This is a genomic window from Mycolicibacterium sp. XJ1819, from assembly GCF_053483675.1.
This window is the reverse complement of sequence record NZ_JBEFST010000019.1, coordinates 1-23,984: the sequence shown is the minus strand read 5'-3', so window position 1 is coordinate 23,984 and position 23,984 is coordinate 1. Positions and strand designations below refer to the sequence as shown.

The window sequence follows — 23,984 nt, the reverse complement described above, 5'->3', positions numbered from 1 at the left end:
TTTTCCATTTTGCGTATCGCCGCGACGATACCTCTGTACGTGCCGGCGCCTCGCTCAGCGCAGTTCGTCTTTCATCACCTTGCCGGTGGCGTTCAGCGGCAACCTGTCGAGAAACTCTACATATCGCGGTACCTTGAATCCGGCCATTCGCTGGCGGCACCAGCCGATGAGGTCGTCGGCGCTGATCACCGCGTCTTTCCCGATGACCACGAACGCCTTGCCGACCTGCCCCATGCGCTCGTCGGGAACACCGATCACCGCAGCCTGCGTGACCGCCGGGTGCTCGAGCAGAAAGCCTTCGATCTCGGCGGGATAGGCGTTGAAACCGCCCACGATGAACATGTCCTTCTTGCGTCCGATGATGCGCAGCCTGCCTGAGTCGGTGAACTCGCCGAGATCGCCGGTGTGCAGCCAGCCGTCGGCGTCGATGGCGTCTGCCGTGGCGGCGGGGTCGTCGAGATAACCCTGCATGACCCCGTAACCGCGGGCCAGCACCTCCCCGTCGTCTGCGATGCGCACCTCGACGTCCTCGCACGGTAGGCCCGCCGTGGTGGCCACGTCCTCGAAGGAGTCACCGGGACGTGACAGTGTCACATTGCCGGCCTCGGTGAGCCCGTAGCCGGTCATCAGCGTCTGGAACGGAAGTTCGTCGTGTATCCGGCGAACCAACTCCACCGGGATGTCGGCCGCCCCGGTCACGCCGGCGCGCAACGTGGCCAGCCTGCTCTTGTCCGCGACCTCGAGCAGCGAGTGATACAGAGTCGGCGGACCCGGCAGCATGGTGATCCGTTCCCGCTCAATCAGTTCCACCACTGAATCGATGTCGAACACCGCGACCGGAAGCATGGTCGCGCCGCGCAGAAACGATGCGACCAGCCCTGCCTTCAACCCGAAGGTGTGGAAGTACGGGTTGATCATCAGATAGCGGTCGCCCTCACGCAGATCGGCGAGCCTCACCCATTCCTCGTACATCCGTAACGTTTGAAGGTGGTTCATCCTGGCGCCCTTGGGGCGGCCGGTGGTGCCGGAGGTGAAGATGACGTCGGCGATGTCGTGGCCGCTGACGTCGCGCTGGAACGGTGAACCGCTGCCGAGGAAGTCGGATCTGAGATCGATCACCGGCACACCCGGGGGTGCGACGAAATCCTGGCCCAGGAAGCCCTTTTGGACCAGCACCGCCTTGACCGCGCCGCGCTCGATGATGTCAGCGGCCTCGTCGGTCTTGAAGCGGGTGTTGACCGGCACCAACACCCCGCCCGCGGTCAGCAGGCCGAAGGCCGCGATGATCCACTCGGCGCAGTTCGGCGCCCAGATCGCGACGCGATCTCCCTTGTCGATACCGAGGTCGGCGAATGCGCCTGCGGCGCAACGAATGCGTTCGACAACCTCGACGAAAGACAAGCGCAGCGGACCGTCGACGACCGCTTCCGCGTCGCCGAAACGGTCCGCCGCACTCAAGACCATCTGCGGGATGGTCTCCCAGCGTTTCCGGTACGTCACACCGTGACGAGGCGAGACAGGTTGCCGCCCATGATCTTCGCCTGGTCCTCCATCGAGAGGTGCTCGAGCGCGGTGACGTAGTGGGTCGGCTCTGCCAGGCCCTCCGGATGCGGATAGTCCGAGCCGTACAGCACCCGCTCCACGCCGATGAGATTGATCAGATCGTCGATGCCCTCTTCGTAGAACGGGCTGACGTGGATCCGGTTCTTGATCTCCTCGACGGGGTTGGCCGGGAACGCCTCCGGAGCTTTCTTGTACACCTCGGCCATGTTGTCCAGCAGCGGGAACATCCACTTCGAGCCGGCCTCGATGACGGCGACCTTGAGGGTCGGGAACCGGAACAGCGCACCGTGAATCACCCAGGACGCCACCGCATCCTGGACCGGCCGCCACTCGTTGAGGATCGCCATCGCGTTGGTCTGGAACGGCAGCATCTCCTGCGCCGCGCCGTCCCACTCGGAGGTGTAGCGGGAGTAGCCGCTGTCGCTGGAGTGCATCGCGACCAGCACGTCGTGTTCGACGCACTTCTGCCAGAACGGGTCGAACTCGGGCAGCGCGAACGACCGCGGGCCGCGGAAGCCGGGCACCGGCGCGGGCCGGATCAGGATGGCGCGCGCACCACGCTTGACCACCCATTCCAGTTCCTCGATCGCCTTCTCGACGATGGGCAGGGTGATCACCGGCGTGGTGAAGATGCGGTTCTTGTAGTTGAACCCCCACACCTCGTCGAGCCACTCGTTGAGCGCATGCACGATGACGTGGATCGCGACCGGATCGTCACGCAACCGCTCCTCGACCAGGCTGGCCAGCGTCGGAAACATCAGCGAGCGGTCAAGACCCAGTTCATCCATCAACTCCAGACGCGGGCCGGGTTCGAAGAACGCCGGGATCGACCGCATCGGCTCACCGAACAGCTCGCGCTTGCTCTTGCCGTCGGGGTTGCCGTACTTGAAGTACTCCTCCCACGCCCCGGGCTTGGCCACCACGTTGAAGGTGGGGTTGGGGATGTAGTTGCTGATCTGGCCGCGCAGCGCGATCTTGGTGCGGCCGTTGACCTGGACGTACTGAACGACGTCCTTGTACTCCTTGGGCAGGTACTTGGTCATCGCCTCTTCGGGCTCGTAGAGGTGGTTATCCGCGTCGAACAGCGGAAACGGGATGTCGACACGGTGGGAAAGTTGCCCCATGGAACACTCCTTTTCTTATCGGGAGAATCGTATTCTCATTATCTGCGGGCCGCAATCACCTGGTAGGCGCCGGCCGTCACGTCCTGGCGGATGAGGAACTTCTGCACCTTCCCACTTGCCGTGCGCGGAAAGTCCTGCCCGGGCGGCACCCGGTGCAGTTCCTCGGGCCACTTCTGAATCGCCACGCCCGCCGCCTTGAAATGAGCGCGCACCTCGTCGAAGGTCGGCGCGGGGAACCCGTCGCGAACCCGCAGCACCGCGGCCGCGTGTTCGCCGAACCGGTCGTCGGGCGCCGCGACCACCACGGCCTCGGCGACGCCGGGCATCCCCAACAGCACCTCCTCCACCTCGAGTGCGCTGATGTTCTCGCCACCGCGGATGATCACGTCGGCCTTGCGGTCGGTGATGGTGAGATAGCCGTCCTCGTCGAGCACACCGACGTCGCCGGTGCGATACCAACCGTCGGCGTCGAACGCGCGCTCGGTCAGCGCGTCGTCGGTATAACCCAGGCACAGATCCGGTCCCCGGCTGTAGATCTCGCCGTCGGGGCCCAACCGGATCTCCACCCCCGGCCGCGGGTTGCCGTCGGTGTAGAGCCGTTTGACCTCCGGCGCGTCGGGGCTCGACCCGGTGATCGAGGGATGCTCGGAGCTGCCGTACGAGCGGAACACGAAGATGCCCATGTCGGCCAGCCTGCGGGTGACCGCCGCAGGCACCGTCGACCCGCCCAGTCCCACGGTCTTGAAGTGCGCCATGTGCGCCGGCGTGCAGTCGGGGTGATCGAGCAGGCTGGTGACGAAGTACGGCGGCCCGCCGCCCACCGACAGACCTTCGGTCTCGATGAGCTCGAGCACCCGGCCCGGATCCCACACGTCGCACAGGTCGATCGGCGCGCCCTCGAGCACGGGGATCAGGAACGCGCCGAGCATCCCGATGAAGTGTCCGACCGGGGTCGCGGTCAGTTGCCGGCCCCGATCCGGCGGGTAGTTCGCGAGCAGTTGACGGGTCTCGAACCCCAGCGTCTGATGACTGTGGACGACGCCCTTGGGTGCGCTGGTCGTGCCGGAGGTGAACGCGATCAGCGCGGGCCCGGCCGGGTCGGCAGCGAGGGTGCCCGCCATCGGCTCGTCGTCGAGCAGGTCCTCGAAGTTGTCGCCGACCAGCCCGATGATCGGCACGTCCGCGCACAGGTCGGGGTGAAACCGCATCCGGCCGAACTCCTCGGCGGTGATGAAGACCTTCGGCCGCGCGCTGGCCAGGATATGGCCCAATTCCCGGCGCCCGTAGAAATGCACGATCGGCACCACCACCGCGCCCAGGAACGCCGACGCCCAGAACGCGATGGCGGCTTCCACCCAGTTGGGCAGTTGCAGCGCCACCACGTCGCCCGGTCCGACGCCGCGGCGTCGCAGTCCCGCCGCCAGTCGGCGGGCCCGCAGTTCGACCTCGGCGAATGTTCCGGCGTACGGCTGTACCTCCGAGTGCACCCAGAAGCCGGTGTCCGAGTTGGCCTCGAGCCCACGCGACAGCAGTTGCCCCAGCGTGTCGGGGGTCCACCAGCCTTCTTCGACGTACCGTTTGGTCAGCTCAACCGGGATTTTGCGCATCGACGGCGATGCTATTCTCCGTAGACGAGAATGCCAATACCGTGCTCGGAGAATGGATCAAATGGTCGACCTCGAGATAGTTGACGGGCTGGCGGTCATCACCATCGACCGCCCACAGGCGCGCAACGCCATCTCCCTGGAGACGATGGGCCAGTTGGAGAAGGCGCTCGACGGTGCACACGAGGCACGCGCGCTCGTCGTCACCGGCGCCGGTGACCGTGCGTTCGTCTCCGGTGGCGACCTCAAGGAGCTCAGCGCGCTGCGGACCGAACTCGAGGCGGCGGCGATGGCGTGGCGGATGCGGGCGATCTGTGATCGCATCGCCGCGTTCGACGGCCCGACCATCGCCGCGCTCAACGGGCACGCGCTCGGTGGTGGGGCGGAGTTCGCGGTGTCGGCCGACATCAGGCTGGCCGCCGACGACATCAAGATCGGCTTCAATCAGGTGGCGCTGGAGATCATGCCGGCGTGGGGCGGCGCCGAGCGACTGGTGGCGCTTGTCGGCTACAGCAAGGCCCTGCTGTTGGCCGGCACCGGCACCGTGATCGACGCCGCGGAGGCCGAACGCATCGGACTGGTCGACCGGGTGCTGCCCCGTGAGTCGTTCGAATCCGATTGGCGCGCAATGGCGCTCGCCCTGGCGAGCCGCCCCGCCGGCGAGATCAAGCGGGTGATGAAGGGCGCCACCACGACCGAGGCAGTAGCCGCATTCGCCCGGTTGTGGGTCGCCGACGAACACTGGGCGGCCGCCGACAAGGTGATGAGGCGCGGCAAGTAACCCGCCCCCTTTTTTGCCGACCGTGCGCGTCTGCGGGCGACACGCCGGCAAACGATCCAAGTTTGCGCACGGTCACCTGCGGACAAGCACAACCATCAGGGGTGTACGACCACGCACGTCGAGCGCCCATCGCCCGTATTTCGCGGCGAACTCCGTCATGGCCGCGAACCCGGCGCGGCGCCGGATTGCACCCGCGCGATCTGCATCGTGCGCCGTGCGATGCGCCAGCCATCGACCGTCCTGACGAGCTCGTCGTCGTAATGGCCCAGCGCGTCAACCCAACTCGCCGGGTCGTCGGGAACGGCCTGCAGCACCGCGTGCACGTAGGACCGTGCCGTCGCCCCGTCACCGTCGACGGCGATGGTGAAGTTCGACAGCCGGTGATAGGTCGGACCCATCCCCTTGTGGAGTTTCTCCATCAGATCGGTGATCGCGTCGACACCGGAGAACTGCCCGACCTCGCCGTAGTCCACCTCGACGTCATCGGTCCAGCAGGTGCGCAGCAGCGCCCAGTCCTTGAAGTCGATTCCGGTGGCGTAGCGGATCAACACCCCTGCGATCTCGGCCTTGTCGGTATCCACACGGGCAGCTAACCAGAACTCCTGCACCGACGTGGCGATTGTGGCCAACGGGTTCTCTCTAGACGAGAACGTCATTTCCGATTATGGTCACCCTGTGTCCACCCAGAAAGCGCTCGCTCCCGACATCTCCACGTGGCCCGATGAGAACCCGCAGCTGATCGGTAGTCGGTGCGGCACATGCCAAGCTGCCACCTTCCCCGCTCAGCAGCGCTGCCCGAAGTGCAGCGGCGACGACATGTCCGAGGTGCTGCTGCCCCGGCGCGGCACCCTGGTCGCGTGGACCACCCAGGGTTTTCCGCCCGGTCCCCCCTACAAGGGCCCGACCGGTGAGGACTTCGTGCCGTTCGGCGTGGGCCTGGTGCAACTCGACGACGTGATCCGGGTGGAGGGTCGTCTCACCGAGAACGACCCCGAGAAACTGGCGTTCGGCATGCCGGTCGAACTCACCATGGTGCCGTTCACCACCGACGACGAGGGCAACGAACTCGTCACGTTCGCGTTCCAACCGGTCTAGAGAGGACCCGATGACCAACGACGTCGCCATCATCGGCGTGGGGCTGCATCCCTTCGGCCGGTTCGACAAGACGGCCATGCAGATGGGTGCCGAAGCGATCCAGCTGGCACTGACCGATGCCGGGGTGCAGTGGAAGGACATCCAGTTCGGCTTCGGCGGCAGCTACGAAGTGTCCAACCCCGACGCCGTCACCCGGCTGGTCGGGCTGACCGGCATCACGTTCACCAACGTGTTCAATGCCTGTGCCACCGCCGCTTCGGCCATCCAGCAGACCGCGGACACCATCCGCCTCGGCAAGTACGACATCGGGATCGCCATCGGCTTGGACAAGCACCCACGCGGCGCGTTCACCGACGATCCGGCCAAACTCGCACTGCCGCAGTGGTATGCGGAGAACGGTCAGTTCGTCACCACCAAGTTCTTCGGCATGAAGGCCAACCACTACATCCACAAGCACGGCATCTCCCAGGAAACCCTGGCGCGGGTGGCCAACAAGAACTTCCGCAACGGCGCACTGAACCCGAACGCGTTCCGCCGCAAAGAGATCCCGGTCGATCAGATTCTCAACTCGGCAGTGCTGAACTATCCGCTGACGCAATACATGTTCTGCGCCCCCGACGAGGGCGCGGCCGCGGTGATCATGTGCCGGGGCGACCTGGCGCACAAGTACACCGACAAGCCGGTGTTCGTGCGCGCGAGCGAGATCCGCACCCGCACGTACGGGGCCTACGAGGTGCACGCCACCTCCGCGCCACTGGACGAGGATCCCTCACCGACCGTGTATGCCGCCAAGGCCGCCTACGAGGCCGCGGGTATCGGACCAGACGACGTCGACATCGCGCAACTGCAGGACACCGACGCGGGCGCCGAGGTGATCCACATGGCCGAGACGGGCCTGTGCGCCGACGGCGAGCAGGAGAAATTGCTGGCCGACGGCGAAACCGAGATCTTCGGCAGCATTCCGGTCAACACCGACGGCGGGCTGATCGCCAACGGCGAGCCGATCGGCGCGTCGGGGCTGCGACAGGTGCACGAACTGGTCCGCCAACTGCGCGGCGAGGCGGGCGAACGTCAGGTGCCGGGGGAACCGAAGGTGGGCCTGGCGCAGGTGTACGGCGCACCCGGCACCGCGTCGGCGACGATCGTGAGCCGGTAGATGCGGATCGCGATTCAGGCCCAGGCCGCCCGACATCGTTCTAACATTCGCCAATGATGTCTCGAGTGCAGCGCGTCCCGGAGCGCACCACGTTGCTCCGGCTGCTGTCGGCAACTGTGTTAACGCTCGGCGGGGGTGTCCTCGCGGCGGCTCCCGCGAGCGCGCAGGAGCCGCCGCCGGCGCCGCTGCACGACGTGAAGTACACGATCTTCGCCGAGCAACCGACGCACGTCGACATCTACTTCCGCGATGTCGACCCACCGAACTGGGCGGCCTACAGCCACAACCCCTACGTCTTCAGTCCCAAGGTCAAGGCCAACGTCGGCCCCGACACGCAGTGGAACCTCGACGTGCAACTGGCCAACCCCGACGAGTGGGCGATGGTCACGGCGACCAGCGGCCAAGGATCGGCGACCCCCAACGTCCACTGTGTCCTCGCAGTGGACGGCGTGGTCGTCTCCACCCATCAGGGACCCAAGGGCGCGCTCTGCTCCATCCGCAACTGGTGACCCCCCGGCGACGACTGGTCGCCCTCTTCCCGTGGCTCGCCCTCCAGCCGCCGAATCCATTGCTCACAGAACGCGAAGGTCTCGGCGTGGCCGGTGGTGATGCCCAGCGCGCGCTCCATCACCAGCGCCTGCGAGACGCTGGTCGCGAACACCGTCCACACCACGGGCGGCACCTCGGAGGTCGGTACGCCGTAGCGCTGCAGCACGGCCGTGATCGCCTTGTTCTGCTCCTCGCGGAAACGCTCGGCGTAGTAGACGATCTCGTCGCGCAGCGCCGTGCGGCGGTTGGCCAGTCCCATGAACTCCATGGTCAGGCGGGTCGCCTCGGGCTGGGTGCTGAACCGCCACAGCGCCCACAGCGGCTGCGGCGAGTCCAGCGCCGCGGTCAGCACCTCCAGCCCGGCCTCGGCCATCCTCCGGAACACCGCGAGGAACAGGTCCTCCATGGTGCGGAAGTAATAGTGCACGAGTTGCGGTTTGAGCCCGGCCTTGTCGGCCACCCGTCGGGAGGTGACCGCCGCGTACCCCTCATCGAGAAGCAGCTGCTCGGCAGCGTCGATCAACACGCCGCGGTTCTTCGCGTCCGGCGCCCCGATCCGTCGGGCCGATGCCATGCCACTCCCTGCTCGTCGTCGCGTCGACACGCCGATGGTAATGGCGGCGCACCCGGATGATCTTGACCCTGACCTTAACCCCATGCTAAGCAGGTGCTCAGCATATTCGCTAAACCGGGATTCGGCACACGTCCGCCACAGCCATGGAGGCTCAGACAATGACCACAGACTTCGACTCGGTCGACTACTTCACCGATCCCTCGTTGGTGCCCGACCCCCACCCGTACTACGACCACATTCGCGCCAAGGATCCGGTCTGCTGTCCGATCAACAACGGGGTGCTGGCGGTCACCGGTTGGGAAGCGGCCAACGCCGTCTACAAGGACAGCGAGAACTACTCGTCGTGCGTCGCGGTGATGGGACCGTTCACGCCCCTGCCGTTCACGCCCGAGGGCGACGACATCAGCGGGATGATCGAGGAGCACCGCACCGAGATCCCCATGTTCGAGCACATGGTGACGATGGATGCTCCCCAGCACACCGATGCGCGGTCCATCCTGTCTCGGCTCCTGACCCCCAAGCGCCTCAAGGAGAACGAGGACTTCATGTGGCGGCTGGCCGATCGCCACATCGACGAGTTCATCGCCGACGGCCGCTGCGAGTTCCTGGCGTCATATGCGAAACCGTTCTCGCTTCTGGTCGTTGCCGATCTGCTCGGCGTTCCGGAGTCGGACCACGAGGACTTCCGCGAGGCGTTCGGCGCCGAGCGGCCCGGTACCAACATCGGCGGCCTGGATCACGAGGTCATCGCCACCAACCCGCTGGAGTGGGCGGACGACAAGTTCGTCCGCTACATCGAGGAACGTCGCGAGTCGCCCCGTGACGACGTGCTGACGTCGATCGCCACCGCGAAGTACCCCGACGGCTCCACCCCCGACGTCCTCGACGTCGTCCGCACCGCGACGTTCCTGTTCGCCGCGGGCCAGGAGACGACCGCCAAGTTGCTGGGCGCGGCGTTGCGCGTCCTCGGCGACCGCCCCGACATCCAGGAGCAATTGCGCGCCGACCGCAACCTCATCCCGATCTTCATCGAGGAGTGCCTGCGGCTGGACAGCCCGGTCAAGAGCGTGTTCCGGATGGCCCGCAAGACAACGCAACTCGGCGACACCCCGGTGCCCGCCGGCACGACGGTGATGGTCAGCCCGGGCGCGGCCAACCGCGACCCCCAGCGCTTCGCCGACCCGCACGAGTTCTCGCTGGAGCGCAAGAACGTCCGCGAGCACATCGCGTTCAGCCGCGGCATCCACTCCTGCCCGGGCGCCCCCCTCGCGCGGGTGGAAGGCCGGGTCTCGATCGAGCGACTGCTGGACCGGTTGGGCGACATCAGGATCAGCGAGCAGAAGCACGGGCCCATCGACAACCGTGAGTACGTCTACGAGCCGACCTTCATCCTGCGCGGCCTGACCGAACTGAACATCGAGTTCGACCCGGTCGGGTAGCCCGCACACCCACCTCACATCTGGCGCCCACCACTGGCGCGAGCAGACGCAAAATCAGCGAAAACCCTTGAAATCACGCTGACTTTGCGTCTGCTCGGCGTTTGGGGGGCCGACTCTACGAGGCTAGAGGTTGCCGCGTTCCCAGAAGGCCCGACCGTCCTTGGCGACGCAGGTGAGGAACAGACCATCGGGCGCCTGGGCCACTTCGCCGTCCAGGGAGGGGCACAGGTCACCCTCGAGCTTGATTCCGTGCATTTCCGGCGAGCGGAACCACCGCGGCTCGTATCGCCGCGGAGAACCGCAGAACACCAACCGGCCCCATGAGGTGACGCCGAACGCATAGTAGGTGGTGTTGTTGCAGTAGGACCCCAGCACGACGCCGGGCTGGATGCCGGGTGTGCATTCGGGATAGTGACACTCGCCGTTTGGCGGTGGCGGCGCGGGTGGCGGTTGCGCGGCCGACGGCGGGGCGGCGGCCAGACCGACCATCGAGCCGACCATGGTGAAGGCAGCAAGCACTGTCGCGAGAGATCGCACGTTCGCTATTTTCCCATGACCGGCAACGAAATTCTCACCTTTGGAGAACATAGCTCCGGGCACCTACTAGGCTCACAGTCATGCGCGCAGCAGCTTTGATCGGCGGTGTGGCCGCGACGGTGTGCACGATTGCCGGAAGCCTGGCCGTGGCGACGCCGGCGTCGGCCTCGAACTTCGGTGTCGAGCTCGAGGGCACCTACCGGGTGGTCTCCGACGGCGAGTGGGCCAAGGGCAACGAGGTCTTCTACGACCAGGAGACGGTGATCGAGACCTGGACCGTCACAAGCGATTGCGTGAGCCCGATCGAATGCACCGGCGTGGTGCACAGCGACCGGGGCTGGACGGGTACCGCGCGGCTCAACGACTTCTGGTACATCGACCACGACATTCCCGACTGGGTGCCGTGTCCCGATGGCACCTTCGCCCCCGGGCATCAGAAGTTCATCCTCTGGGGCGTCGACCCCTTCACCAACGGGCGGCTGACGACGAACATGCAGCTCCTCGCCGGCCGCAACCTGACCAAGAGCGCCAGCGGCGCGTGCGGGGTGAACAAACCCGTGGTCATCGAGCTACCCGTACGCGTGGAGAAGCTCTCTTAACTCCCCGCTGTTGCCGACTCAGGTCGGCAACAGGTCCTGCCACGATTTCGGGGCCCCGTCGGCGGCCAGGTTCGTCTGCTTCTGCAGCTGACCGTCCGCTGTCATGTACTGGCCGGTGCGCGGGTCATACGGAGCGGCGGCGACGGTCGGGCCCGCAGACCCGTTGCCGCCGAACGCACTCGGCGCGGCGGGCACGGCCCCGCCATCGGCGGCCGGTACCGGTGCCGCCGGCGGAGGTACGCCGGGCGGCGTGCCCGACGGCAGCGCACCGGGCGGCAATGGGGTACCCCCCACCGGCGCGTGGATCCGCTCCTCGAAGTCGACCCGATCGTCGACCGGGATGCCCTGTGAGATCAGGTTCGGGTCAATGGGATACGCGCCGAGGGTGTGCTGACGCAGCGCCAACGGCTGGTAGCCCTTCGGGTCGTTGCACAGTTCGACCGTGGGCGCCCGCTTCCCGGGGTGACCCATACACGGGTAGTTGCGCGCACCGCGCACCGCGATCGGCGCGTCCTGCGGCAACTTGCAGTACAACCCGTCCGGGGTGTCGATCGTGGTGGTGTCCTCGGGGGTACGCCAACTCGACGGAGGCAGGAACCCGACCGTGCACGGGGGCGGATCGTTGATCGTGAGCGCGAAGTCGCCCATCGGCAGGCCGGTGGGGTTGTTTCTGGGAAGGCCGAACGACTGCTGGGCGGCGATGATGCCGGGGAAGATCACCAAGAGTTGTTCGATCGACGGGTTGTAGGTGACCAGGATCTGGCCGACGGTGGTGAGGTTCGCCAGCAGGATCGGCAGCGTCGGCTTGACCTGCTCGAGCAGCTGCGACACCTCCTGGGCGAACGCGGGTCCGCGTTGCAGCAGCGCCCGGATCTCCGGGTCGTTCTGCGCAACCTGGCCCGTGACGCCGGCCAGACTGCGCGCCCAGGTGCGGATCGCGTCGGTGGTCTCGACCTGCGAATCCAGCAGGGGGCCACTGTCATCGATGAGCGCGCGCGTCTGATCGGACACGGCGTTGGCGTCACGGCTGACCGTGGCCGCGGAGTCCAGCAGCGACTGGAAGTCGGGGCCGGCGCCGTTGAACGCCTTGAACGACTCGTCGAGCAGATCCGCGATCCGGTCCTGCGGGATGCTGTCCACCAGCGCACTGACCTGCTCCAGCATCGGACCGACTTCCTGCGGGATCGTGGTGTCGCTGACCGGGATTCGCGAACCGTCCTGCAGGTAAGGCCCGGAGTCGGTACGCGGTCGCAGGTCCACGTACTGCTCGCCGACCGCCGACACGCTGAGCACTTCGGCCTGCAGATCGGCCGGGACCTTCGGCGAGGTGTCCAGTGACAGCGTCGCCTCCGCGCCGGTCTCGGTCAGCTTGACGTCGGTCACCTTCCCGATCTGCACACCGCGGTAGGTGACGTTGCTGAAGCGATACAACCCACCGGCGGCGGGCAGTTCGAGCGTCACGGTGAGCCGGCCGATGCCGAGCAGAGTCGGCACCTGCATGTAGACGAACATCATCACGACCACGCCGACGATCGAGGCGATGGTGAAGATGATCAACTGGTTTCGGACGAAGCGTGTCAGCATCAGCCACCGCCTCCCGGTGTCGGCGGAACCTCGGTGGGTGGCGCCGCCGGTGCGGGCGCGCCGGTTCCGTAGGGACCCGCGAAGATCTGTGACGAGGTGGCCAAGGCCGACTGCGGCAGCCAGGGCGCCGCCGGCGGCGGCGGGACCACAGGCAGCAGGGGCCCGGCGGCGGGCTGCATCGGCAACTCCCCCGCCTCTGGAGGCGGAAGCGCGGACTCCGGCGGCGGTGCCACGCCGATGGACATCGGGTTGTAGGAGTAGGTCATGTAGTACGGATCTCCCGGCGCCGGAATCAGTTTGGCGTTTTCGTCGCCCCACCGTGTGCCGAGCAGCAACGTCCTCTTCAACCGCGGATAGGTGAGGTCGAAGGAGGCCAACAGGTTGATGTAATCACCTCTGGTGATGCGGTCGGCGAAGGTGGGACCGTAGGGAAACGCGGTGGCCCACAACAGCGCGAGGTTGAGATCCGGTCCGATGTCGGCGATCGCCCCGAGGGCGGGCCCGAGGTTCTCCAGGTCCTTTACCAGGTCGTCGCCCGCATCGTTGACCAGGTTGGTGGCGGTGTCACCGAACTGGCCGAGCTTTTGCAGCGCGGTTGTCAGCTGCGGCCGCTCCTTGATCAACACGTCGATCGCGGGCGGGATCTCCTTGAGTGCGCGGTCGATGTCGTCACGCTGGCCGGCGAACGTGCCCGCGACGTTCTTGAGTTGCTGGATGGACGCGATGATGTTGTCGCGCTGCGAATCCAGGACGCCGACGAAGTCGTCGAGTCGGACGAGCAGCTCCCGGATCTCGGTTTCGCGGCCGGACACCGCAGAACTGAAATTGTGGATGATGTCGCTGATCTGACCGAGCCCGCCGCCGTTGACAACGGTCGACAGCGACGACAAAGTGCGCTCGGTGGACGGATAGGTCGACGACACCGACAACGGGATGGTGGCTCCGGGTTCCAGCCGACCGCTGGGATTCTCCCCGAGCGGCGGATTCAGCGCCAGGTGCATCGAACCCAGCAGACTGGTCTGACCGACGGTCGCGACGGCGTTCTCGGGAATCACCACATCGGGCTTGACCGAGATCTCGACGTTGGCGTGCCATTGGTCGACCGTCATCTTGCCCACGCTGCCGACGACGACGTCGTCGATCATGACCGGTGAATTCGATTCCAGCGTCGCGACATTGGCGACCTCGACCTGGTAGGTGACCGCGTCGGTCCCCCGCCCGACCGCGCCGGGCAGCGGTAGCGAGTTGATGCCCTGGAACGAGCAGCCCGTCACCATCAACGCCAGGCACGACCCGGCCACGGCCAGTCGCTTCGCCCGGATCCGCAGAGTCGTCACGGCCCCATCCCTTCGGCCGGCAGCAGTGGTGCGCCCGGCGGTACCGGTGCCGGAGTCTGCGGAAGCAGCATCCCCTCGACGGTCGGCGGTGCCGCCGCAGGGATGTTCGAGATCACGTTGGGCGGACCGGGCAGCGGTGCACCGGGGAACAACGCCGGCGACGGAGTCGCGGGGGCGTCGTTGTCCGGCATATAGAGGCCCGGCGGGCCCGCCGGCTGATGCCAACCGGGCGGCGGTGGAACATCGCCCATGCCCGTGTAGGCCGACACCGCTGGGGGCACAACAGGCGGATCGCCCGGCCCCGCCCCACCGGGTGCGAGTTTGGGGTCGGTGTAGATGAGCCGGTCCGGGCTCACCGACGGCCTCAGATAGGCGTTGATCGGCAACGGGATGTTGTTGACGTTGAGCAACCGCAGCGCCGGACCGAGGTACTGGGCGCACAGCTTCGCCGTCTCCGGTGCCGTGACGTTCGCGACGGCGCCGATCATTCCGCAGAACATCTGAACCGGGTTGGAGAAGTTGACGAGCGAGAAGGCGCCGGTCACCGAACCGCCGTTCGGGTAGAAGATGTTCTGGAAGTTCGCGATCGCGTTCGGCGTGATGTGCAGGACGTTCTCCAGGGCCAGCTGGTTGTCGACGAGAACCTGGGTCACGTTGGCCAACCGCTGGACCTGCTCGGTGGTCTGGTCACGGCTGCCTGCGACGAACCGCTGCACCTCGCCGATCGCGACCGACAGCTCTGAGAGCGCGGAGTCCAGATCCGACCTGGAGTCGTTGATCACACTGGTCAGACTGGCCAGGCGGTTCTCGAACAGGACGATCTGTTCCTTGCTGTCGCGCAGGGCGGTGACGAAGATCTGCAGGTTCTTGATGATGTCGACGATATTGCCGCTGCCTTCGGCGAACACCCTGGCCACGCCGGAGAGCTGGGAGATCGTCTCGCGCAGCTTGGCGCCGTTGCCGCCCAACGCATTCGCCGCGCTGTCGATGAACCGGGACACCGAGGTGTCCGACACACTCGAACCGTCCTTCGGCCCCAACTCGGTTGCCAGCCGCATCAACTGGGTCTTGACCTCATCCCACTCGACGGGCACTGCGGTTCTCTCACTCGGGATGACCGCGCCGTCCCGCATGGTCGGCCCGTCACCCTGACGATAGGCCGGCGTGAGCTGAATGTAGCGGGCCGCCACCAGGTTCTGCGCGACGATCACGGCCTTGGCATCGGCCGGGACGGGCACGTCCCGGTCGACCCGCAGGACCATCTTGGTCTGGGTGCCCTCGGGGGTGATGGCCTCGATGGTGCCGACCTCCACACCCGACACCCGCACCTCGTCGCCCGGATAGATCGCCGTCGCGGTCGGGAAGTACGCGGTGATGGTGTACGGCCCGAAGAACACCTGGCGCACAAGGTAGAGGGCGCCGGCGACCATGGCGACGGCCAGCAGGACGGCCGTGCCGGCCACCAGCCGCTTACGGGTTGCCATCATCGGGAAGATCTCCTGGCTGCGGAATGCCGTTGACGGGGAAGGGAAGCTCGGCTCGCGGTCCGACGTTGTCCGGCGGCTGGCCTGCGTCGATACCGCGCCTGAACCCGAACGCGTAATCGAGGAACGGCTGCAGGATCTGGCCGAACATCAGGTTCGGGACCAGCGCGTTGTAGTAGGCGCCGTTGGCCACGATCTCGCCTTGCGTCAGATAGTATTTCGCGGCTCCGGGCAGCATCTTGGCGAGGTTGTCGCGGTTTCTCTCCAGCATCGCCGCCACCTCGTTGAGGTGTTGCAGCGTTGGGGCCAACTCCTGCTCGTTGTCGGCCACCACGCCGGTCAACTCGCGCGAAACCGCTGCCGTGGCCTCCAGGAGGCTGGTGATGGCGTGCCTGCGTTCGTTGAGCACCGCGAGCAGGTCGTTGGCGTTGAGGATCAGCGAGTTCACCTGTTGGCTGCGTTCGGCGAAGATCCCGGTGACATCGCCCGCCGTCTTGAGCAGTTCGGCCAGGCTCTCGTTGCGGTTGTTCAGCGACCGCGACAGCCGGGACACACCGTCGAACGTCGGGCCCAGTTGCGGCGCGATCTGGTCGAGTGTCTCGGCGAGGGTGTCCAGAGACTGGTTGAGCGAATCGGTGTCGGTGCCGGCGGTGTTCGACGTCAGATCGCCGATCGCGTCGGTCAGCGAGTACGGCGAGGAGGTCCGCGTCGTCGGAATGACCTGACGCCGGTCCAACGTACCGGTGCCCGCCGACTCCAGTGCCAACACCCGTTCGCCGAGTAGGGTGCCGGTGCGGATGTGCGCGGTGGTGTCCGAACCCAGCGCATACCTGCCGTTGATGGTGAACCCCACCAGCGCGTCACCGTTGACGAGTTCGATCGAGGAGACCGAGCCGACGTTGATGCCCGACACGGTCACATCGTTGCCGACGGTGAGGCCGCCGGCCTCGGTGAACAGTGCCTGATAGCGCAGCGAGGTGGCCCAGGACAGCAACCGCTCGGGCTGCAACCCCACCGCGATGACGAGGATGATCAGGACGACACCGATGAAGCCGGCCTTCATCAGTTGGGAGCCATGGTATTTCTGCATTACTCGTCCACGCACCTTCCCGTTTCCTGCTTGATCCACGGGAACACGACGGTGCGGCCCTCCAAGTCACTGGCGCGGAACGTGACGCCGCAGATGTAGTAAGGGAAGAACGCGCCGTAGGAGCCGACCCGCGCGAGCTTGCGGTAGATCTCGGGAAGCCGCTGGATGGTGGCGTCAAGGCGCGGCAGGTCATGATTCACCAGCGGCGCCAGCCGGTTCAGCGAGTCGATGGTGCCCGCGAGCGGCTGCCGGGACCGACCCAGCAGGTCGGCCAGCGACGTGGTCCCGTTGTCCAACGCCTCGATGGCCGTACCGATCGGGTCGCGGTCGGCCGAGAGCCCCTCGATCAGCCGGTCCATCCGGTCGATCGCCCCGGAGAACTCCTCGCCGTCTTTGGCCAAGGTGTCCAACACGTTTCGCAAGTCGTCGATCAACTGCTCGATCACCTGGTTGTTGTCGGCCAGCGAGTTGGTGAACGACGACGATTTGGAGAACAGCGACTCCAGGGTGCCGCCCTGGCCCTGCAAGATCTGGACCAGCGAGCTGGTCAACGCGTTCACATCCTGTGGATTAAGGCCTTGGACAACCGGTTTCAGGCCGCCGAGCAGCAGGTCGAGGTCCAACGCGGGGGCGGTGCGGCCCTCGGGAATCTGCGCGCCGGCGGGCAGGATCTCGGCCGCCCCCGGGGTGTCGATGAGCTCGAGATAACGGTCGCCCACCAGGTTGAGGTAGCGGATCGCGGCCTTCGTCCCGGTGGTCAGCTTGGTGGTGCGGTCGGTGTCGAACTTGACGAGGACTTTTCTGTCGGGTTGCAGCGACACCCCGCGCACGGTGCCGACGCGGATTCCGGCGATCCGCACGCTGTCGCCGGTCTCCAGCCGGGACGCATCGTCGAAGACGGCGGAATATCCCTCGGTGGACCCGGTTCTGGACTCGCTGAACACGACGAAGAGGAAAGCGGTCAGCATGGCCATGATCAGGCCGAAGATGCTGAACTTGATGAGCGTGCCGGTGGATCGGGTCATCCCGGCATTCCGATCTGTGCGGTGTTGCGCGGCGGTCCGTCGAGCGGTCCGAACAACCAGTTCTTGAGTCCCTCCGAGTTGAGCAGGATGCCCTCGTTCCCGTACTGGGCGGGGTTGGCGCCGACATCGCCGACGATCAACGGTGGTACGAACTCCGGGGGCAGTTCGGGCAGACCCAGTTCGTCGCAGAAGTCGGCGCCGCCACTGGAGGCGGCGACCTTCGGCAGGTCTCGCGGATAGCGATACCGCTCCACGCCGAGCGTCAGGCCGGCGTTCACCAGCACCGCCGCATACTGAGGAGGCGACTTGGCGAACGGGACCAGGCCCCCGATGCCGCACCGCGCCGACGCGCGGTAGTCGTGCAGCACCTGGGTTGTCGGCACCAGAACATGCGCCAACTCGGCGAGCGTGTCGCTGTTCCCACCGATGACCTCGTTGCCGAGGTCGGCCAGACCGATTGCGCTGACCAGGAATTCGTCGAGGTTGTGCTGTTGATCGACAATCGAGTTACTCACCTGCGTCGCACTCTGAATCGTCGAGAGGAGGTCGGGGGCCGCATCGGCATAGGCGTCGAGGGTGGGCACCGAGGCCTCGATGTCGTGCGCGAGGTTCGGCAGGCTCGGCTCGATCTCGGCCAGCAGTGCGTTGAAGTCCACCAACGTCTGGCCGATCTGTTCACCGCGGCCGTTGAACGCGGTGGCGATCGCGCCCAGCGTCTGGTTGAGCTTGGCCGGGTCGATCTTGTCCAGCACCGTGACGAGTTGCTGGAAGACCGTGTTGATCTCGACCATCACGTGCTGGCTCTGGATGGTCTGGCCGGGGCGCAGCTTCGCCGCGGACGGCTCGGCGGGCGGGATCAGCTGGACGAATTTCGCGCCAAACACCGTCGAGGAGGTGATGTCGACCGAGATGTTGCCCGGAATAAGCGGCAGCGCGGATTTGTCCACCGCGAGATGAAGTGCCGCGGTGCCGTCGGGCCGCTCCTCGATCGAGGACACCTGGCCCACCTGGACACCGCGCATCTTGACCTTCGCGTCCGGGTTCATCACCAGGCCCGCGCGCTCCGAGATCACCGTCACCGGAACGGTATCGGCCCAACTGCCGCGGAACAGGCTGATGGCCAGCGCGACGATCGCGGCGATGGCCACGACCATGGCCAGGCCGGTCAGCGGTCGTACCGCACTGCTCTTCATCGGTGCGTGACCCTATCCTGAGAGGTTGAAGTTGCCGTTGGCGCCGTAGATGGACAGTGAGACCAGCAGGGTGACCGAGACGACGACGACCAGGCTGGTGCGTACCGCGTTGCCCACCGCGGCGCCGACTCCCGAGGGGCCCCCGGAGGCGAAGTAACCGAAGTAGGTGTGGATCAACAAGATGGTGATGGCCATCAACACCGCCTGCAGAAACGACCACAACAAATCGATCGGATTCAAAAACGTGTCGAAATAATGGTCATAGAGCCCGCCGGACTGACCGAACAACACCACCGTGGTGAACTGGCTGGCCACAAAACTCAAGATCACCGCGATCGAATACAACGGGGTGATCGCGATCATCCCGGCGATGATGCGAGTGGACACCAGATACTCCACCGGCCGGATCGCCATCGACTCCAACGCGTCGATCTCCTCGTTGATGCGCATCGCCCCCAACTGCGCGGTCACCCCCGCCCCGAAGGTGGCCGCTAATCCGATCCCGGCCACCACCGGCGCCGAGATGCGCACGTTGATGAATGCCGCCAAAAACCCGGTCAACGCCTCGATGCCGATATTGCCCAACGACGAATACCCCTGCACCGCCAACGTGCCACCGGCGGCCAGGGTCAAAAATCCCACGATGACCACCGTGCCGCCGATCATCGCCAACGTGCCTGCACCCATCGAGATCTCGGCGATCAACCGAACGATCTCCTTACGGAAATGCAATCCCGCATGCGGTACCCCGCCCAGGGCGCGCAGATAGAACAACATGTGATCGCCGATGCGACCCAACACCTCCACCGGCCGGCGCGCCGAACGCGTCAACCGCGGATAGGTCGACCGCAGAATCGTCATCGTGCCCATCAGCGCACGCCCTAACCCGTCGTCATCCGGATACCGATGGCCGTGACCACCACATTGATCACGAACAACGCCATAAACGCATACACCACGGTCTCGTTGACCGCGTTACCCACCGCCTTGGCCCCGCCCCCGGTGATGATCAACCCGCGATAACAGGCCACCAGCCCGGCGATCAACCCGAACAACGTGGCCTTCACACACGAGATGATCACCTCGGGCACCCCGGTCAACAACGTGATCCCCGCCGCGAATGCGCCCGGGTTGACGTCCTGGATGAACACCGAGAACGAATAACCTCCCAAGATGCCGATGATCACCACCAAACTGTTGAGCAACAACGCCACCAACGCCGAGGCCAGCATCCGGGGTGTCACCAACCGCTGCACCGGATTGATCCCCAACACCTCCATCGCGTCGATCTCCTCCCGGATCGTGCGCGACCCCAAATCCGCACAAATCGCCGTCGCCCCGGCCCCGGCCACGATCAACACCGTCACAATCGGGCCCACCTGGGTCACCGCGCCGAACGCCGCCCCCGCCCCCGAGAGATCCGCCGCACCCAACTCCCGCAACAAGATATTGAGCGTGAAACTGATCAACACCGTGAACGGAATCGCCACCAACAACGTCGGCGCCAACGCCACTCGCGCGATAAACCAACACTGCTCCAACAACTCCCGCCACTGAAACGGCCGCGCAAACACAAACCGCACCGCATCAGCCGACATCGCAAAAAACCCACCCACCGCCTGCATCGGACCCGACAAATTCCGAATCGGCGGCAACCCCGCAGACCACCGCTCAGGCCCACTACCGCGCGCCATGTGGGGCTCCTTCCAGGATTGTCACCGCTGCCACTGCTGTGGGACCACCAATATTGTGTGCCAAGGCTATTCGCGCTCCGTCCACCTGGTTGGCCGCCTCCCCGCGGAGTTGGGCGAACAACTCCACGCACTGCGCGACGCCGGTGGCCCCGGGAGGGTGCCCCTTGGCCTTCAATCCCCCGCTGGGATTGACCGGCAGTGCGCCCCCGACACTGGTCACCTCGGTCTCGACGAGCTTGTATGCCCCGAACCGCTCGGCGAAGCCGAGATCTTCATAGCTGATCAGCTCGATGCCCGTGAAGAAATCGTGAACTTCGGCGACGTCGATGTCAGCCGGTGTCATTCCGGCCATGGTGAAGGCCTTTTTCGCGGCGCGCACCGTGGCCGGCAGCGTCGTCATATCCGGCTTGTGTTGGTGCATTACCGAATCGAGGCCCAGACCTACGCCGCGGATCCACACCGGCCGGTCGGTGAACCGGTCCACCACGTCTTCGGCGGCGAGGATCAGCGCCGCGGCGCCGTCGCTCTGCGGTGCGCAGTCGTAGAGCCCGAACGGGGTGACGACCGTGGGCGCTTCGAGCGCTTGGGCGATGGTGATCTCGAAGCGCAGCCGCGCCTTGGGGTTGTGCACGCCGTGGCGGTGGTTCTTCACCGCGACCATCGCCATGTGCTCGCGTGTCGCCGGCGACTCGTGCAGATAGCGGCGGACATGCAGCGCGAACCCGCCCGGCGAGACCAGCCCGAGCGGATAGTCCCAGGCCATGTCGCGGTTCATCGACTCCCACGCCCAGAGCATGTCTTTCGACGTGGTGTCGCGCAGTTTGTCCGCACCCATGACCAATGCCACGTCGAACGCGCCCGATGCGACACCGAACAACGCGTTGCGGACCGCGTCGTTGCCTGTGGCACAGGAGTTTTCCACCCGCGTGACGGGTAGGTCCGGCAGCCCGAGGGTGTCGGCGAGGATCCCAGAGGGAAACCCGTCGGCGGTGCCCATCGCACCGAACCAGGCGCCGTCGATGTCGGCCTTCGTCAGGCCCTTGTCCACATTGGCCGCGCATTCGGCGAACGCCATCGGCAGCAGGTCCTTCATGCCGAGTGCGAAATGCTCACCGAACGCGGTCATTCCGGCGCCGACGATCGCCACCTTCCTCATGCGGGAACTCCCGCCGGGTCCGGTTCGAACATGTAGCCGTAGTCGGGTACGCCCGAGCGCACCGCCACCCGGCGCAGCGCGAGCCGTCCCCTGGCGCCGATGTCGACGGTGCCCGGCTCGGCCCCGGTCACCTTCACCAGCGCCCGCACGTCGACGCCGTCGAGTTCGACGATCACCAGCGAGTACGGCGTGCGCAGGCCGGGAACCGGCATCTGCACCGTCGTCTCGGTGTACACCCGGCCCGTGCGCGGCAACGGGATCAGCTCGTAGCCGGTGGACAGCGTGCAGTCGTCGGCCAGCCGGTAGCGAGGCGGAAAGTCCAGTGCGGCGCTGCCGGGGAACCTGCCGGCCTCCCAGCGGGTCTTGGCTTCGAAGGCCCGTTCATAGGCGGCCAGCGAAATCGGCAGGTCGGCGCGGGCAACGCAGTCGCGGTCGGGAAGCGGGCGCGCGGCGGGCTCGCGGCGGTGCAACTCCGCAACCCCCCCGATCACCGTGACACCGGACAGGCTGGCCTGTTCGACGGCCACCAGCGGACCGGTCCGGTCCCGCTCGGCCATTCCGGCCAGCGCGAACAGGCTCGCACTCGCACCGAGCGTGGGCAACGCGGGCTGGTCACCCGTGGTCAACTCCACGGCGCGAGAGTGCTCCACCCCCGCGATGGCTGCGGGAACATCCAGCCAGGCGGCCTCCAGCGAGGCGATCAGGCCCCGTTCGTGCAGCAGCCGCGGATCGCCGTAGTCGTGCACATCGCCGGTGGCGGCATTGCGGGTGCGCACCGGAAGGCTGCGCGCGATCCGGGCGGCCGTGCGGACCTTGAGCCCACGCTCGGACGTCAACACCGCCGCCGCCCCGGCGGGTTCCAGGTCGCTGCCGATGATCAACGTCCGGGGCCGCGCCGACGTCAGCGCGTCGAGCGTGGCCGGCGCCCCGCCGAGCCGCTCGTCGACCTCCAATTCGGGATCGAGCCCCAAACCGGCCAGCAACACCGCCGCGTTGCTGCTCTCCAGCAACGGCAGGTGCCTGCTGACCAGCACCACCCGTTCGACCGCGCCACTGGCCAGCAGTGCCGCCCGGCCGGCCTCGACGGCCAGGGTGATGGCGTCCTCGTCGTCGCCGACCACCCGCGCCCCGGGCGCGCCCCAACACGGCAGGTAGGTGCCGATGGACGCGACGTAGGGCATAGATGACCTTCCGTACCTAGGTGACCGCGCCGGCCGTCTTGAGCTCGATGATGCGGTCCCAATCCAAGCCGAGTTCCAGCAATATTTCGTCAGTTTGCTCAGCAAAAGCCGGTGCCGGTCCGGTTTCGGGGGCGCTGACATCAAACTGCACCGGGTTCGCGACCAACTCGAGTTCGCCCGCTTGCACCAGGTAGTCGTTGGCGCGGATCTGCGCGTCCTCGACGGCCTGCAGGGTGTCCTGCACCGGCGCCCACGGCCCGAGCAGGGTGGCGAACCTTTCGCTCCACTCGGCGAGTGGCCGTTTGGACATCGCCTCCTTGAGGATCTCGGCGGCAGCTTCGGTGTTCTCGGCGATGGACTCGACGGTGGCGAAGCGCGGATCGTCGATGAGGTCCTCGAGATCCATGTGCCTGCACACGTCGGCCCAGAACTTGGTCGGCTGCATCATGACGAACGAGATGTAGCGGTCATCGGCCGTCGGGTACAGACCGACCAGCGGGTTGATCGGTGAGCCGTGCACGCCCGGTGGGAACGCCTCCATCCGTTCGCCGAGGTGTTTGGTCAGCGCGACGGTGTGCCCCAGTGACCACAGGCCGCTGCCCAGCAGCGAGACGTCGACCACCGAGGGCTCTCCGGTGCGCTCCCGTTTGAGCAGCGCCGCGGTGATCCCACCCGCGAGGTTGGTGCCCGAGATGGTGTCGCCGTAGGCGGGCCCCGGCGGACCGACCATGCCCGGCGTTCCCGGTGGCGTGATCGTCGCCGCGGTGCCCGCCCGACACCAGAAGGCGGTCATGTCGTAACCGCCCTTGACCGATTCCGCGCCGCGGGGTCCGAGCGCGCTGCCCCTGGCGTAGATGATGTTCGGGTTGACCGCCCGGATGTCGTCGACGTCGATGCCGAACTTCTGCCGGTGTCCGGGCAGGAAGCTGGTGAGGAAGACATCGGAGCGCCGGGCCAACTCGAGCAGGACTTCTTTGCCCTCCGGCACCGACATGTCCAGCCCGATGCTGCGCTTGCCGCGGTTGGCGTGCTCGATGTTGGGGTTGGGATCGCCCTCGACCCGCAGCAGGCCGGTCTGGCGCAACCCGCGCTGCGGATCCCCGGTCACCGCGTGCTCGACCTTGACCACGTCGGCGCCCCATTCGCGCAGCACGGCGCCCGCCGAGGGCACGAATCCGTACATCGCGACCTCGAGGACGCGGAACCCGTCCAGTGGCCT

At 66.4% G+C, this 23,984-nt stretch carries 23 protein-coding genes; 6 read left to right on the top strand and 17 right to left on the bottom strand.

What is annotated here, in order from left to right:
* Positions 1 to 54: 54 nt before the first annotated feature.
* From ABQE89_RS20300 to ABQE89_RS20290, 3 genes are read right to left on the bottom strand one after another with little or no spacing between them, the layout of a single operon-like run.
* A complete protein-coding gene (locus ABQE89_RS20300) occupies positions 55 to 1,500 on the bottom strand; it encodes a FadD3 family acyl-CoA ligase (protein ID WP_448419918.1) in 1,446 nt (481 codons plus the stop codon).
* A complete protein-coding gene (locus ABQE89_RS20295) occupies positions 1,497 to 2,687 on the bottom strand; it encodes an amidohydrolase family protein (protein ID WP_448419916.1) in 1,191 nt (396 codons plus the stop codon). Before ABQE89_RS20295 ends, ABQE89_RS20300 begins: the two co-directional genes overlap by 4 nt.
* 38 nt (positions 2,688 to 2,725) lie before the next feature.
* A complete protein-coding gene (locus ABQE89_RS20290) occupies positions 2,726 to 4,294 on the bottom strand; it encodes an AMP-binding protein (protein ID WP_448419914.1) in 1,569 nt (522 codons plus the stop codon).
* Between the two features lie 61 nt (positions 4,295 to 4,355).
* Here ABQE89_RS20290 and ABQE89_RS20285 point away from each other — a divergent pair, with 61 nt between their 5' ends.
* The gene (locus tag ABQE89_RS20285; protein ID WP_448420067.1) at positions 4,356 to 5,072 is read left to right on the top strand and encodes an enoyl-CoA hydratase/isomerase family protein; all 717 of its coding nucleotides are present in this window, start codon (positions 4,356 to 4,358) and stop codon (positions 5,070 to 5,072) included.
* 155 nt (positions 5,073 to 5,227) lie between these two features.
* Here the strand turns inward: ABQE89_RS20285 and ABQE89_RS20280 are convergent, their stop codons facing one another.
* The gene (locus ABQE89_RS20280; RefSeq protein WP_448420065.1) at positions 5,228 to 5,653 is read right to left on the bottom strand and encodes a nuclear transport factor 2 family protein; all 426 of its coding nucleotides are present in this window, start codon (positions 5,651 to 5,653) and stop codon (positions 5,228 to 5,230) included.
* A 94-nt stretch (positions 5,654 to 5,747) separates the two neighbouring features.
* Here ABQE89_RS20280 and ABQE89_RS20275 point away from each other — a divergent pair, with 94 nt between their 5' ends.
* The 3 genes from ABQE89_RS20275 to ABQE89_RS20265 are packed head-to-tail and all read left to right on the top strand — an operon-like array spanning position 5,748 to position 7,832.
* Positions 5,748 to 6,167, top strand: coding sequence for a Zn-ribbon domain-containing OB-fold protein (locus tag ABQE89_RS20275; RefSeq protein ID WP_448419913.1), 420 nt, complete (start codon positions 5,748 to 5,750; stop codon positions 6,165 to 6,167).
* Positions 6,168 to 6,177: 10 nt separating this feature from the next.
* Positions 6,178 to 7,323 carry a thiolase family protein gene (locus ABQE89_RS20270; protein ID WP_448419911.1) on the top strand — a complete coding sequence of 382 codons (1,146 nt, stop codon included), beginning with the start codon at positions 6,178 to 6,180 and terminating at the stop codon, positions 7,321 to 7,323.
* Positions 7,324 to 7,376: 53 nt separating this feature from the next.
* Positions 7,377 to 7,832: an Rv2576c family protein gene (locus ABQE89_RS20265; protein WP_448419909.1), complete on the top strand. Its 456-nt coding sequence runs from the start codon at positions 7,377 to 7,379 to the stop codon at positions 7,830 to 7,832.
* On the opposite strand, the gene ABQE89_RS20260 is transcribed toward ABQE89_RS20265, so the two are convergent.
* A complete protein-coding gene (locus tag ABQE89_RS20260; protein ID WP_448419907.1) occupies positions 7,790 to 8,446 on the bottom strand; it encodes a TetR/AcrR family transcriptional regulator in 657 nt (218 codons plus the stop codon). The two genes, ABQE89_RS20265 and ABQE89_RS20260, sit on opposite strands and share 43 nt — an antisense overlap.
* A gap of 158 nt (positions 8,447 to 8,604) precedes the next feature.
* Between ABQE89_RS20260 and ABQE89_RS20255 the strand changes: the two genes are divergently transcribed.
* On the top strand, positions 8,605 to 9,885 hold the full coding sequence (locus ABQE89_RS20255) for a cytochrome P450 (RefSeq protein WP_448419905.1): 1,281 nt from the start codon (positions 8,605 to 8,607) through the stop codon (positions 9,883 to 9,885).
* Between the two features lie 123 nt (positions 9,886 to 10,008).
* Here the strand turns inward: ABQE89_RS20255 and ABQE89_RS20250 are convergent, their stop codons facing one another.
* On the bottom strand, positions 10,009 to 10,422 hold the full coding sequence (locus ABQE89_RS20250) for a hypothetical protein (RefSeq protein WP_448419903.1): 414 nt from the start codon (positions 10,420 to 10,422) through the stop codon (positions 10,009 to 10,011).
* A gap of 80 nt (positions 10,423 to 10,502) precedes the next feature.
* Between ABQE89_RS20250 and ABQE89_RS20245 the strand changes: the two genes are divergently transcribed.
* Positions 10,503 to 11,021, top strand: a complete 519-nt coding sequence (locus ABQE89_RS20245) for an Rv2253/PknI dimerization domain-containing protein (protein ID WP_448419901.1) — start codon at positions 10,503 to 10,505, stop codon at positions 11,019 to 11,021.
* An 18-nt stretch (positions 11,022 to 11,039) separates the two neighbouring features.
* Here the strand turns inward: ABQE89_RS20245 and ABQE89_RS20240 are convergent, their stop codons facing one another.
* The 11 genes from ABQE89_RS20240 to ABQE89_RS20190 form a co-directional block, all read right to left on the bottom strand.
* Entirely contained in the window at positions 11,040 to 12,605 is a 1,566-nt protein-coding gene (locus tag ABQE89_RS20240; RefSeq protein WP_448419899.1) for an MCE family protein, read from the bottom strand.
* Entirely contained in the window at positions 12,605 to 13,882 is a 1,278-nt protein-coding gene (locus tag ABQE89_RS20235) for an MCE family protein (protein WP_448420063.1), read from the bottom strand. The genes ABQE89_RS20240 and ABQE89_RS20235 overlap by 1 nt, the downstream gene beginning before the upstream one ends.
* Before the next feature lie 56 nt (positions 13,883 to 13,938).
* Entirely contained in the window at positions 13,939 to 15,429 is a 1,491-nt protein-coding gene (locus tag ABQE89_RS20230; protein ID WP_448419897.1) for an MCE family protein, read from the bottom strand.
* Positions 15,413 to 16,516 carry an MCE family protein gene (locus ABQE89_RS20225; protein WP_448419895.1) on the bottom strand — a complete coding sequence of 368 codons (1,104 nt, stop codon included), beginning with the start codon at positions 16,514 to 16,516 and terminating at the stop codon, positions 15,413 to 15,415. Before ABQE89_RS20225 ends, ABQE89_RS20230 begins: the two co-directional genes overlap by 17 nt.
* Positions 16,516 to 17,541: an MCE family protein gene (locus ABQE89_RS20220; RefSeq protein WP_448419893.1), complete on the bottom strand. Its 1,026-nt coding sequence runs from the start codon at positions 17,539 to 17,541 to the stop codon at positions 16,516 to 16,518. Before ABQE89_RS20220 ends, ABQE89_RS20225 begins: the two co-directional genes overlap by 1 nt.
* A complete protein-coding gene (locus tag ABQE89_RS20215; RefSeq protein WP_448419891.1) occupies positions 17,538 to 18,734 on the bottom strand; it encodes an MCE family protein in 1,197 nt (398 codons plus the stop codon). The genes ABQE89_RS20220 and ABQE89_RS20215 overlap by 4 nt, the downstream gene beginning before the upstream one ends.
* A gap of 12 nt (positions 18,735 to 18,746) precedes the next feature.
* The gene (locus tag ABQE89_RS20210; RefSeq protein ID WP_448419889.1) at positions 18,747 to 19,604 is read right to left on the bottom strand and encodes an MlaE family ABC transporter permease; all 858 of its coding nucleotides are present in this window, start codon (positions 19,602 to 19,604) and stop codon (positions 18,747 to 18,749) included.
* Between the two features lie 11 nt (positions 19,605 to 19,615).
* Complete coding sequence (locus tag ABQE89_RS20205) at positions 19,616 to 20,428, bottom strand: MlaE family ABC transporter permease (RefSeq protein ID WP_448419887.1); 813 nt, start codon at positions 20,426 to 20,428, stop codon at positions 19,616 to 19,618.
* Positions 20,415 to 21,584: a thiolase C-terminal domain-containing protein gene (locus tag ABQE89_RS20200; RefSeq protein ID WP_448419885.1), complete on the bottom strand. Its 1,170-nt coding sequence runs from the start codon at positions 21,582 to 21,584 to the stop codon at positions 20,415 to 20,417. Before ABQE89_RS20200 ends, ABQE89_RS20205 begins: the two co-directional genes overlap by 14 nt.
* Positions 21,581 to 22,765, bottom strand: a complete 1,185-nt coding sequence (locus tag ABQE89_RS20195) for a Zn-ribbon domain-containing OB-fold protein (RefSeq protein WP_448419883.1) — start codon at positions 22,763 to 22,765, stop codon at positions 21,581 to 21,583. The genes ABQE89_RS20200 and ABQE89_RS20195 overlap by 4 nt, the downstream gene beginning before the upstream one ends.
* Before the next feature lie 16 nt (positions 22,766 to 22,781).
* Positions 22,782 to 23,984 (bottom strand): CaiB/BaiF CoA transferase family protein (locus tag ABQE89_RS20190; RefSeq protein WP_448419881.1); only part of this gene is annotated, 1,203 nt, incomplete at its 5' end.